This is a genomic window from Nocardiopsis sp. NPDC006139 (assembly GCF_040614155.1).
Lineage (GTDB): Bacteria > Actinomycetota > Actinomycetes > Streptosporangiales > Streptosporangiaceae > Nocardiopsis > Nocardiopsis changdeensis.
Window position 1 is genome coordinate 172,267 of the sequence record NZ_JBEXTT010000015.1, and the last position, 10,645, is coordinate 182,911.

Below are 10,645 nucleotides of genomic sequence, written 5' to 3' on the forward strand. Positions count from 1 at the left end.
GGTGGACCGGAGCACGAACCGAGGAGGGGCGCATGGCGTGGAGCACCCGGCAGATCGCCGAGCTCGCCGGAACGACGGTGAAGGCCGTGCGGCACTATCACGAGATCGGCCTGTTGGACGTCCCGGAGCGGACGGCCAACGGGTACAAGCAGTACGGCGTTCCGCACCTGGTGCGGCTGGTGCGGATCAGGCGGCTGAGCGACCTGGGGATCCCGCTGTCGGAGATCGCGGCGGTGGAGGACGAGCCGGAGGAGGCGATCCGGGCGCTGGACGCGGACCTGGAGGCGAGGATCGACCGGCTGGTCCGGGTGCGGGAGGAGCTGGCCGTGATCCTGCGGCACCGCGCGTCGGTGTACGCCCCGCCCGGTTTCGCCTCGGTCTACGGTGACCTGTCGGAGCGGCAGCGGTCGCTGCTGGCGGTCTATTCGACCGTGTTCAGCGAGAGGTACCTCGCGGAGTTCCGCGAGCTCATCGGCGACCCGGAGGAGGCCGAGCGGGAGTTCGAGGAGCTGCCCGCGGACGCGGATGACGCCGTGGTGGCCGATCTCGCCGAGCGGCTGCTGCCGGCGGCCCTCCGTGCGCGGGCGGAGGGCCCGGATCCGGTGGCGGACTCGCCGCGGGGTCCCCGGCGGGCGGCGCAGGCGATGGCCGAGGCGGCGGTGGAACTGTACAACCCGGCGCAGCTGCGTGTGCTCGAGCGCCTGGTCGGGCTCATGGCCACATGAGGTGGGGGGATCGAGAACGCCTCGTAGGCGGCACCGGCGCGGCTTGACCGGGTCCGCTGTTCCCGTGCTCAGGTGAGGCGGAACGCGGAGCGGTAGGCCGAGGGGCTGAGGCCGGTGTGCGCGCGGACCGCCTCGCGGAGGTTGGCCGGGGTGCCCAGGCCGCTGGACCGGGCCACGGAGGACAGGTCGAGGTCCGTGCGTTCGAGCAGGCGCCGGGCGGCGAGGACCCGTTCCGCGCGCAGCCACGCCAGCGGGGTGGTGCCCAGCTCTGCGCGGAAGCGCCGGTGCAGGGTCGCCGGGCTCACCGCGGCGCGGGCCGCCAGGTCGGCGACGGTGAGGGGTTCGCCCAGGCGTTCGCGCGCCCAGTCGAGGAGCGGCGCCAGTGACACGTCGGCGGGGTGCGGGAGCGGGGCGGGCACGAACTGGCGCTGGCCGCCCTCCCGGTGCGCGGTGAACACCAGCCGCCTGCTCACGGAGGCGGCCGCCTCCGCGCCGTGGTCGCGCCGGATCAGGTGCAGCCCCAGGTCCAGGGCGGCCGCGCTGCCCGCGGCGGTGAGCACGTCGCCGTCGTCCACGAAGAGCACGTCGCGCTCCAGCCGCACCTTCGGGTACAGCCGAGTGAACAGCTCCTCGTGCCGCCAGTGGGTGGCCGCCCGGCGCCCGTCCAGCACGCCCGCGGCCGCCAGAGTGAAGCTGCCCGTGCAGAAGCTCACCAGGCGCGCCCCGCGGGCGTGGGCCGCGCGCACGGCGGCGAGCACCTCCGGCCGGGGCGGCGTCCACGGGTCGGGGCGGTTGGGCACGATGACCGTGTCCGCCCCGGCCGCGGCGTCCAGGTCCGCGAGGCCGGCCAGGGTGAACAGCCCCAGGTGCACCGGCGCCTCGGGGGTGGGCGAGCAGACGGTGAGCGTGTACCAGGTCCGGTCGATCTCCGGGCGGCGCAGCCCGAACAGCTCGGTGGCCACGCCCATCTCGAACGGGTTGGACCCGGCGTCCACGATCAGCGCCACCCGGTGCGAGGAATCTTGCGGCATGTGCGATTCCTAGCACTTCCGCGGCCGGGGCGCCACCGGGAGGATGGCGTCCATGAGCGACGAACCCATCGACCTGGCCGCGGCGCTGGCCTCCTTCGAGCAGCTGTGGAGCCCGCGTGTGGTGACCCGGGTCAACGACTACGACGTCCGGGTGGCCAAGGTGCGCGGCGAGTACGTGTGGCACGCCCACCGGGACACGGACGAGTTCTTCCTGGTGATCGACGGCGACCTGCGCATCCGGCTGCGCGAGGGCGCGGAGGAGCGGGTGGTCGCGCTGGGTCCCGGCTCGGTGTTCGTGGTGCCGCGCGGGATCGAGCACCGGCCCGAGTCCGACGGCGGCGCCTCGATCCTGCTGTTCGAGCCCACCGGGACGCTGACGGTGGGCGACCATGAAGGAGAGGTCCCCGACCACATCGACGCCACCGTCGGCCACCCGCTGGAGGTCCCGGTCAGGGGGCGGACGTGAGCTCGGGGAGCAGGTTCTCCTCGGCGTAGGCGAAGAAGTCGTCCGGGTCGGCCCCCGCGTTCATCAGGACCAGGTGGTCGAACCCGGCCTCGGCGAAGGTCCGGACCTGCTTGAGGTGCTCCTGCGGGTCCGGGCCGGCGGACGCCATCTGGCGCATGTCCTCCGGGGTGGCGAGCGCGGTGGCGGCCTCGAAGTTGACCGGGTTGGGCAGCTCCGCCATCACCTTCCAGCCGCTGAGGCCGAACCGGAACCCCTCCCGGGCCCGCTGGAGGGCGGTGTCCACGTCGTCGGCGACGGCCAGCGGCACCTCCACGTACCGGGGCCCGTCGCCCCCGGCGGCCCGGTAGGCCTCCACCAGTTCCGGCTTGGGCTCGGTCGCGAACAGCCCGTCGCCGTATTCGGCGGCCAGGGCCGCGGCCTGCTCGCCGCCGGCGGCGACGATGATCTCGGGCGGGGTGTCGGGCAGGTCGAACACCCGGGCGTCGTCCAGGGTGAGGTACTCCCCCTCGAAGGAGTGGTACCCCCCGGTCCACAGCATGCGGATGATCTGGAGCGACTCCCGCAGCATCGCGTGCCGGACGGTGACCGAGGGCCAGGCGTCGCCGACGACGTGCTCGTTGAGCCGTTCCCCCGAGCCCACGCCCAGGAAGTGCCGTCCGCCCGACAGCACCGCCGTGGTGGCCGACATCTGGGCGACGATCGCGGGGTGGTACCGCATCGACGGGCAGGTCACCCCGGGGCCGATGCGGATGCTCTCGGTGGCCTGCGCGATGGCCGCCATCACCGACCAGGCGAAGGGCGAGTGCCCGTGCTCGAACAGCCAGGGGTGGTAGTGGTCGCTGATCTCCACGAAGCCGAACCCGAGCTCCTCTGCCCGTATCGCCTGGCGCACCAGCTCGGGGACGCTGTACCGCTCGGCCATGAGCTTGAACCCGATCTCCACGATCGCTCCTCTCGGTCGGATGACGCAGGGGTGCCACTGCCCAGCGGAGGCCGTGGGAACACACGCGGCCCGTGGGCCTTGGGCGAGTTTTGGGCTGCCGTTTCTGCGGCCGGTCCGTAGGGTGGGCTGCGCCGATCCGAGAGGAGACCCATGACCGTCCGCGAACTGCTGCGCGGCCTGCCGGTGTTCGCCGGGGACCTGCCCGCGTTCGACCCGTCCACCGCCCCCGACGACCCGATCGCGCTGTTCACCGCGTGGTTCGAGGAGGCGGTGGCCGCCGGGGTGTCCGAGCCGCACGCCATGGCGGTGGCCACCGCCGACGAGGCCGGGGCGCCGTCGGCGCGGGTGGTGATCCTCAAGGACCTCACCCCCGAGGGGTGGTGGTTCGCCACCACGACGACCTCGCGCAAGGGGCGGGAGCTGGCCGCGGACCCGCAGGCGGCGCTGCTGTTCCACTGGCGCGAGCAGGGCCGCCAGGTGCGGGTGGGCGGGGTCGCGGAGCTCGCCACGCCGGGGCTGTGCGCCGCGGACTTCCGCTCCCGGCCGCCGGCGTCGCGGGCGGCCGGGCTGCACGGCCGCCAGAGCGACCCGCTGGCCGACCCCGCGGAGATGGACCGGGCCTTCGACGAGAGCCGGGCCCGGGTGGAGGCCGACCCGTCCCTGGTGCCCGACGACTGGGGGCTGTACGTGGTCCGGCCGGTGGAGGTGGAGTTCTGGCAGGGCTCCCCGGACCGCCGCCACGTGCGCCTGCGCTACCGGCGCGAGGAGTCCCGGGGGACCTGGGAGCGCGGCCTCCTCTGGCCCTAGGGGGTCCAGCGACGGCGGCGGTCATGGCCGCCGTCAACGCGGTGGTGCCGGCCGCCGCCCTGGTCCCGACCGCGACCACCCGGTGGGCGGCGGATCCGGCAGAAAAGGCGGTGCGGGCAACGGGCCGGGGTTCCTAGGATCGCGACCATGACGAACCCACTTCCGCTGCACGGCAGGACCGCCCTGGTCACCGGGGTCTCCCGGCGCAGGGGCATCGGATACGCGATCGCCGCGCGACTGGCCGAACTGGGCGCCGACCTGTTCGTCCACCACCACCGGTCGCACGACGCCGACCAGCCCTGGGGCCCCGACGACCTCGACGGGGTGCGCGCGGGGCTCCGGGCGGCGCTGCGCCCCGGCGCCGCCTTCGGGGACCTGGGCCTGGACCTGGCCGAGCCCGACGCCCCCGAGCGCCTCGTGGCCGCCGCACGGGAGCTGACCGGCTCCCTGCACGTGCTGGTGTGCAACCACGCGCGCTCGGGCGGGAACGGCTCCCTCCTGGACATGACCGCGGAGAAGCTGGACGGCCACTGGTCGGTCAACACCCGGTCCACCCTGCTGCTGACCTCGCACTTCGCCAAAGCGTTCGCCGGGCTGGAGGAGGCGCCCGGAGCCCGCCCCGGCGACCGGCAGGAGTTCTCCGGACCGCTGGACGAGCACGCCACCGGCCGGGTGTTCTGGACGACCTCCGGGCAGATCCACGGCCCCATGGTCGGCGAGGTGGCCTACGCGGCGAGCAAGGCGGCGCTGGCCGGGCTGACCGCCACCGCGGCCGCCGAGCTGCTGCCGCACGGCATCGTCCTGAACACGGTCAACCCCGGTCCGGTGAACACCGGGTACCTGGACCCGGAGTCCACCGACCGCTCCCCGGAGCTCATCGAACAGGTCCTGGCGGCGACCCCGTTCGGCCGGTTCGGGCATCCGTCCGACCCGGCCCGGCTGGTGGGCTGGCTGGCGTCCGACGAGGGCCGGTGGGTCATCGGGCAGGTGATCACCACCGACGGCGGCTTCTCTCTGGGCGTGGGCCGCTGACCCGCGGGGCGCGGCCTCAGCCCAGGGAGAGCGGGATGCCCGGGTTCCAGCACAGGCGGGGCGGTGCGCCGTCGCGGACGAAGTCCTCGGCCAGCAGCGCCGCCCAGTCCGGGCGCCACTCCCCGTCGCGGGCGGCCATCTCCCCGCGCAGCCGTTCGAGGGCGCGCGTGGACATCTCGGCGGGGTGCGCCCGGTCGGGCAGGCCGTCGTAGAAGCGCTCCACGGTCCCCCGCCCCGTGTCGACGCGCGCGTACAGCCACGCGCCGCTGCGCGGGTCGGCCTCCTCCTCCCGCCAGGCCCGGGCCAGGGCGGCCGACGGGTCCGCGCCCCCGCCGGGGGGCGCGGGGAGGTGCGCCCCGCCGACCCGGACGGTGATGTCGCCGTATCCGACGGCGGAGACCGTCACCCCGGCCGGGGCGTGCCCGCCCGCCCAGTCCAGGAAGGCCCGCAGGGCCGGACCCGGCTCCACGGGTTCCGGCCGCGGCCTCTCCGCGGTACCGCGGGCGGCGACCCCCACCGACGCGCCCGCCTGGCCCTCGGGCAGGTGGACGCGGCGGCCGGCCGGCTCGCCCGTCCCGGCGGGCAGCGCCGGAGGCTCCTCCTCGCCGGTCAGCCCGAGCCGGCGGGCCTCGGCCAGCGCCCCCTCGGTGTCGGCGGCGTCCGGGTCGGGCAGGGCGTCGGCGAGCCCCTTCAGCACGCCCTCGCCGAGGCGCCGCTCGGAGGCGGCGGCCACCAGGGCGTCCAGGCCCGCCTTGAGCGCGTCCTGCCGCTCCTGCGAGTCCTCGTCGTCATCGTCCCACCCGCCGTCGAGGCAGAACTCCAGCAGGGACTCGTACACGTCGTCGGCGTCGGCGTCCGGGTACAGGACCTCGTCGGCCCCCTCCGGGAGGGGCGCCCGGTACCAGGCGCGGCCGTCCCACCAGGCGAGGAAGGAGACGATCTCGGCGTCCCGCAGGGCCTTGTCCAGCCACTCCCAGGGCAGCCAGCCGGGGCCGCCGGCGAGCAGGTCGACGGCCGGGGCCGCGCGCCGTGTGCGGGAGCCGTCGACGTCGTATCCGAACAGCACGGCGCGGCCGCCCTCCACCAGGGCCAGGCAGCACCGCCCCTCGCTGTGGTCGTGGTCCAGCGCGCGGCCCCACCGCTGCCACGGCGAGCCGTGGTCGGGGACCAGTGCGCCGAGCACGGCGATCGCGGCGGGCCCCGCCCACATCTCCTCGGGGGGCGGCATCTCGGGGGCCTGGGCGGGAGCGGGGTCCGTGAAGGTCATCGTGTCATTCTCCACCGGCGGGGGCCGGTCCGGGGCGGAACCGAACCCGATTCTGTTACCCCTGGTCGCGACGGGATAGGATGCGCGGCACCCGGCCGCCTGCGAACAGGAACGGAAGAGTACGCCATGCCCCCGACACACGAGGTGTTCAACCAGGCCGCCCCGCTCGGCGACTACAACGCCGCCGACGACCCCGCCCTGCTGGAGGGCGTGCGGCGCGAGGGCGCCGCCTGGGCCGAGCCCGAGGTCCGCGAGGTGGGCGACGCCGCCGGAACGGAGCGGGTCCGCTCCTGGGGCGAGTCCGCCAACGCCTACCCGCCCGTCCTGCGCACCCACGACCGCTACGGGCACCGGATCGACGAGGTCGACTACCAGCCCGCCTACCACGTCCTCATGGACCAGGCCGTCGAGTTCGGCCTGCACGCCGCCCCCTGGGCCGACGACCGGCCCGGCGCCCACGTGGCCCGGGCCGCCAAGTTCTACCTGTGGTCCCAGCCCGAGGCGGGCCACGGCTGTCCGATCTCCATGACCTACGCGGCGGTCCCCGCGCTGCGCCACGCCCCGGAACTGGCGCAGCGGTACGAGCCCCTGCTGGCCTCGCGCACCTACGACTTCGGGCTGCGCGCCCCGCACACCAAGCGCGGCCTCATCGCGGGCATGTCCATGACCGAGAAGCAGGGCGGCTCGGACGTGCGCGCCAACACCACGCGCGCGGTGCCCACCGCCGACGGCCACCACCTGCTCACCGGGCACAAGTGGTTCACGTCCGCGCCGATGAGCGACTTCTTCCTCACCCTGGCGCAGGCGCCCGAGGGGCTGAGCTGCTTCCTGGTGCCGCGGGTGCTGGAGGACGGCACCCGCAACGACCTGCGCATCCAGCGCCTCAAGGACAAGCTCGGCAACAGGTCCAACGCCTCGGCGGAGCTGGAGTACGACGGCGCGGTGGCCCACCTGGTGGGCGAGCCGGGCCGCGGGGTGCCGACCATCATCGAGATGGTCAACAGCACCCGGCTGGACTGCGTCATCGGCTCGGCCGCGGGCATGCGGGCGGCGCTGACCCACGCCCTGCACCACGCCGAGCACCGGTCGGCGTTCGGCAGGCGGCTGGCGGAGCAGCCGCTCATGCGCAACGTGCTGGCCGACCTGGCGCTGGAGTCGGAGGCGGCCACGGCGCTCATGACCCGGCTGGCCGGGGCGGTGGACCGGTCGGTGCGCGGCGACGAGGCCGAGACCGCCTTCCGGCGGCTGGCCGTGGCCGTGAGCAAGTTCTGGGTGACCAAGCGCCAGCCCGCGCACGCCGCCGAGGCGCTGGAGTGCCTGGGCGGCAACGGGTACGTGGAGGAGTCGGGCATGCCCCGGCTGTTCCGGGACTCCCCGCTCAACTCCATCTGGGAGGGCTCGGGCAACGTTGCCGCCCTGGACGTGCTGCGCGCGATGGGCCGCAGCCCCGAGTCGGTGGCGGCGTTCCTCACCGAGCTGGACGCCGCCCGGGGCGTGGACGACCACTACGACACGGCCGTCAAGCGGCTGGAGCAGACCCTGGGCGACCTGGAGGAGGTCCAGTACCGGGCGCGTTCGGTGGTGGAGCTGATGGCGCTCACGCTCCAGGCGTCGGTGCTGCTGCGCCACTCCCCCACCCCGGTGGCCGAGGCCTTCACCGCCTCCCGGCTGGGCGGCGAGTGGGGGCACGTGTTCGGCACCCTGCCCCGGGGCGTGGACACGGGCCTGATCCTGGACCGGGCCCGGCCGGGGGCCTGACCGCCGCCGCGCCGCCCCCGGGGGGCGGCGCGGCCCCGCGGCGCCGTCGGGGGGCGAATCGCGGGGCCCGTCGGAATTCCCCCTCCCGGGCCGCCCCGCATATCACCGGAAATCACGATCCCCACCGGTACCGCCCCCCGCCCGGGGCGGCCGATGAATGATCATCGGTCCAGTTCGGCATACTTCTGCGGCCGGAGCGGAAGAAAGAAGTCGTCACCACACGACCATCCGCTTTCGGACCATCGACGGACCGTCCGCGCACCCGACCGCAACTGGGAGCGCTCACGGACGGATCTCCAGATACCGCTCGAAAGCCCCGAGACCAAGAGACCGATAACGCCTATGGTGGAAGTCTGGCCAGGTAGTTCCTATCCTCTGGGTGCGACCTACGACGGGTCCGGTACCAATTTCTCGCTCTTCTCCGAGGCCGCCGACCAGGTGGAGTTGTGCCTGTTCGACGACGACGGCGAGGAGACCCGTATACCCCTGACCGAATACGACGGATTCGTCTGGCACGGGTACCTTCCCGGTATCGGTCCGGGTCAGCAGTACGGGTACCGGGTCCACGGTCCTTACGCACCCGAGCACGGACTGCGCTGCAATCCCAACAAACTGCTCACCGATCCCTACGCCAAAGCGCTGAACGGCAATCTCACCTGGCACGAATCGCTGTTCAGCTACCACTTCTCCGACCCCGGCCGCAAGAACACCGCCGACAGCGCCCCCTACGTGCCCAAGTGCGTGGTGGTGAGCCCGTTCTTCGACTGGGGCAACGAGTCCAGGCCGCGCACCCCGTACCACCAGACGGTGATCTACGAGGCGCACGTGCGCGGGCTGACCATGCGCCACCCCGGCATCCCCGAGCACCAGCGGGGCACCTACTCGGGGCTGGCGCACCCGGCGGTGATCGACTACCTCACCTCGCTCGGGGTGACGGCGGTCGAGCTCATGCCGGTGCACCACTTCGTGCCCGAGCACGCCATGGTGGCGCGCGGGCTGACCAACTACTGGGGGTACAACACCCTCGCCTTCCTTGCCCCGCACAGCGGGTACGCCGCACGCGGCTCGCGCGGGCAGCAGGTCCAGGAGTTCAAGGCGATGGTGAAGTCGCTGCACGAGGCGGGCATCGAGGTCCTGCTCGACGTGGTGTACAACCACACCGCCGAGGGCGACCACATGGGGCCGACCCTGTCGCTGCGCGGCATCGACAACCTCAGCTACTACCGGGTGGGGGACCAGGACCAGCGCTACTACCTCGACTACACGGGGTGCGGCAACAGCCTCAACGTCCGGCACCCGCACTCGCTCCAGCTCATCATGGACTCGCTGCGGTACTGGGTCCTGGAGATGCACGTGGACGGGTTCCGGTTCGACCTGGCGTCGGCGCTGGCCCGCGAGTTCCACGACGTGGACCGGCTGAGCACGTTCTTCGACATCGTCCAGCAGGACCCGGTGATCTCCCAGGTCAAACTGATCGCCGAGCCCTGGGACGTGGGCCCGGGCGGCTACCAGGTGGGCAACTTCCCGCCGCTGTGGACCGAGTGGAACGGCAAGTACCGCGACACCGTGCGCGACTACTGGCGGGGCGAGCCGGTGCTGGGCGAGCTGGCCTCGCGGCTGTCGGGCTCCAGCGACCTCTACCAGGACGACGGCCGCCGCCCGGTGGCGTCGATCAACTTCATCACCTGCCACGACGGCTTCACGCTGGCCGACCTGGTCGCCTACGACCACAAGCACAACGAGGCCAACGGCGAGGACAACCGCGACGGCACCGACGACAACCGGTCCTGGAACCACGGGGTGGAGGGCCCCACCGAGGACCCGGCGATCATCACGCTGCGGCGCCGACAGGTGCGCAACTTCCTCACCACCCTGTACCTGTCCCAGGGGGTGGTGATGCTGTCCCACGGGGACGAGGTGGGGCGCACCCAGGGGGGCAACAACAACGCCTACTGCCAGGACAACGAGATCTCCTGGATCGACTGGAAGGCGGCCGGTCTCGGCGAGGGGGAGGAGCCCGAGAACGACCTGCTGGACTACGTCCGCGACCTGGCGCGGCTGCGCCGGGAGCACCCGGTCTTCCGGCGCCGGCGGTTCTTCCGCGGCGGCCCGGTAGAGGGCGCCGCCGCCAAGAGCGACCGGGAGGGGCTGCCCGACATCGCCTGGCTGCGCCCGGACGGGCGGCCGATGAACGGGGACGACTGGAACAGGCCCGGACGCGCCCTGGGGGTGTTCCTCAACGGGGACGCCATCACCGAACCGGATCCGCGGGGGAGGCGCATCCGGGACAGCTCGTTCCTGCTGCTGCTCAACAGCGGCGCGGACGCGGTGGACTTCACGGTGCCGGGCACCGAGTACGGGATGGCCTGGGAGACGGTGCTGGACACCGCGGAGCCGGACGTGCTGGACCGGCCGTTCGTCACGGCGGGCGGCCCCGTCCGGGTCATCGACCGGGCGCTGGTCCTGCTGCGCCGGGTGTCCCACCGCACCGGCGGGGGGAACTGAGCGGAGGCACCCGCAGGAGGGGCGACCTGGACGGGCTGGTCCTCCTCGGCACCACCGGCGACGACACCAGCAACGGGCTGTCCACGTACCTGGTGGGCGCCGGCGTGATGC

9 protein-coding genes are annotated in these 10,645 nt (G+C 73.6%); 6 read left to right on the forward strand and 3 right to left on the reverse strand.

Annotated elements, in window-relative coordinates; genetic code table 11:
* The first annotated feature begins 32 nt into the window (after nucleotides 1-32).
* Nucleotides 33-725, forward strand: coding sequence for a MerR family transcriptional regulator (locus tag ABZ249_RS20760; protein ID WP_355265343.1), 693 nt, complete (start codon nucleotides 33-35; stop codon nucleotides 723-725).
* Nucleotides 726-793: 68 nt separating this feature from the next.
* On the opposite strand, the gene ABZ249_RS20765 is transcribed toward ABZ249_RS20760, so the two are convergent.
* Nucleotides 794-1,756, reverse strand: a complete 963-nt coding sequence (locus ABZ249_RS20765; RefSeq protein ID WP_355265346.1) for a helix-turn-helix domain-containing protein — start codon at nucleotides 1,754-1,756, stop codon at nucleotides 794-796.
* A 52-nt stretch (nucleotides 1,757-1,808) separates the two neighbouring features.
* On the opposite strand from ABZ249_RS20765, the gene ABZ249_RS20770 reads away from it, so the two are divergent.
* On the forward strand, nucleotides 1,809-2,222 hold the full coding sequence (locus ABZ249_RS20770) for a cupin domain-containing protein (RefSeq protein ID WP_355265349.1): 414 nt from the start codon (nucleotides 1,809-1,811) through the stop codon (nucleotides 2,220-2,222).
* Here the strand turns inward: ABZ249_RS20770 and ABZ249_RS20775 are convergent.
* The gene (locus ABZ249_RS20775) at nucleotides 2,206-3,165 is read right to left on the reverse strand and encodes a TIGR03557 family F420-dependent LLM class oxidoreductase (RefSeq protein WP_355265352.1); all 960 of its coding nucleotides are present in this window, start codon (nucleotides 3,163-3,165) and stop codon (nucleotides 2,206-2,208) included. The two genes, ABZ249_RS20770 and ABZ249_RS20775, sit on opposite strands and share 17 nt — an antisense overlap.
* Nucleotides 3,166-3,315: 150 nt before the next feature.
* Between ABZ249_RS20775 and ABZ249_RS20780 the strand changes: the two genes are divergently transcribed.
* Together ABZ249_RS20780 and ABZ249_RS20785 are read left to right on the forward strand one after the other, a co-directional pair.
* Nucleotides 3,316-3,972 carry a pyridoxal 5'-phosphate synthase gene (locus tag ABZ249_RS20780; RefSeq protein ID WP_355265355.1) on the forward strand — a complete coding sequence of 219 codons (657 nt, stop codon included), beginning with the start codon at nucleotides 3,316-3,318 and terminating at the stop codon, nucleotides 3,970-3,972.
* A 147-nt stretch (nucleotides 3,973-4,119) separates the two neighbouring features.
* The gene (locus ABZ249_RS20785; RefSeq protein WP_355265358.1) at nucleotides 4,120-5,004 is read left to right on the forward strand and encodes an SDR family oxidoreductase; all 885 of its coding nucleotides are present in this window, start codon (nucleotides 4,120-4,122) and stop codon (nucleotides 5,002-5,004) included.
* Between the two features lie 16 nt (nucleotides 5,005-5,020).
* On the opposite strand, the gene ABZ249_RS20790 is transcribed toward ABZ249_RS20785, so the two are convergent.
* Nucleotides 5,021-6,271, reverse strand: a complete 1,251-nt coding sequence (locus tag ABZ249_RS20790) for a hypothetical protein (protein ID WP_355265361.1) — start codon at nucleotides 6,269-6,271, stop codon at nucleotides 5,021-5,023.
* A gap of 126 nt (nucleotides 6,272-6,397) precedes the next feature.
* Here ABZ249_RS20790 and ABZ249_RS20795 point away from each other — a divergent pair, with 126 nt between their 5' ends.
* Together ABZ249_RS20795 and glgX are read left to right on the forward strand one after the other, a co-directional pair.
* Nucleotides 6,398-8,029: an acyl-CoA dehydrogenase family protein gene (locus ABZ249_RS20795; RefSeq protein WP_355265363.1), complete on the forward strand. Its 1,632-nt coding sequence runs from the start codon at nucleotides 6,398-6,400 to the stop codon at nucleotides 8,027-8,029.
* 342 nt (nucleotides 8,030-8,371) lie between these two features.
* The gene (gene glgX, locus ABZ249_RS20800) at nucleotides 8,372-10,534 is read left to right on the forward strand and encodes a glycogen debranching protein GlgX (protein ID WP_355265366.1); all 2,163 of its coding nucleotides are present in this window, start codon (nucleotides 8,372-8,374) and stop codon (nucleotides 10,532-10,534) included.
* The last annotated feature ends 111 nt before the right edge of the window (nucleotides 10,535-10,645 follow it).

What these genes read in the sequence shown, in the direction of transcription:
- ABZ249_RS20760 (WP_355265343.1), top strand. Translation starts at nt 33, where the DNA reads ATGGCGTGGAGCACCCGGCAGATCGCCGAGCTCGCCGGAACGACGGTG.
- ABZ249_RS20765 (WP_355265346.1), bottom strand. Translation starts at nt 1,756, where the DNA reads ATGCCGCAAGATTCCTCGCACCGGGTGGCGCTGATCGTGGACGCCGGG.
- ABZ249_RS20770 (WP_355265349.1), top strand. Translation starts at nt 1,809, where the DNA reads ATGAGCGACGAACCCATCGACCTGGCCGCGGCGCTGGCCTCCTTCGAG.
- ABZ249_RS20780 (WP_355265355.1), top strand. Translation starts at nt 3,316, where the DNA reads ATGACCGTCCGCGAACTGCTGCGCGGCCTGCCGGTGTTCGCCGGGGAC.
- ABZ249_RS20785 (WP_355265358.1), top strand. Translation starts at nt 4,120, where the DNA reads ATGACGAACCCACTTCCGCTGCACGGCAGGACCGCCCTGGTCACCGGG.
- ABZ249_RS20790 (WP_355265361.1), bottom strand. Translation starts at nt 6,271, where the DNA reads ATGACCTTCACGGACCCCGCTCCCGCCCAGGCCCCCGAGATGCCGCCC.
- ABZ249_RS20795 (WP_355265363.1), top strand. Translation starts at nt 6,398, where the DNA reads ATGCCCCCGACACACGAGGTGTTCAACCAGGCCGCCCCGCTCGGCGAC.
- glgX (WP_355265366.1), top strand. Translation starts at nt 8,372, where the DNA reads ATGGTGGAAGTCTGGCCAGGTAGTTCCTATCCTCTGGGTGCGACCTAC.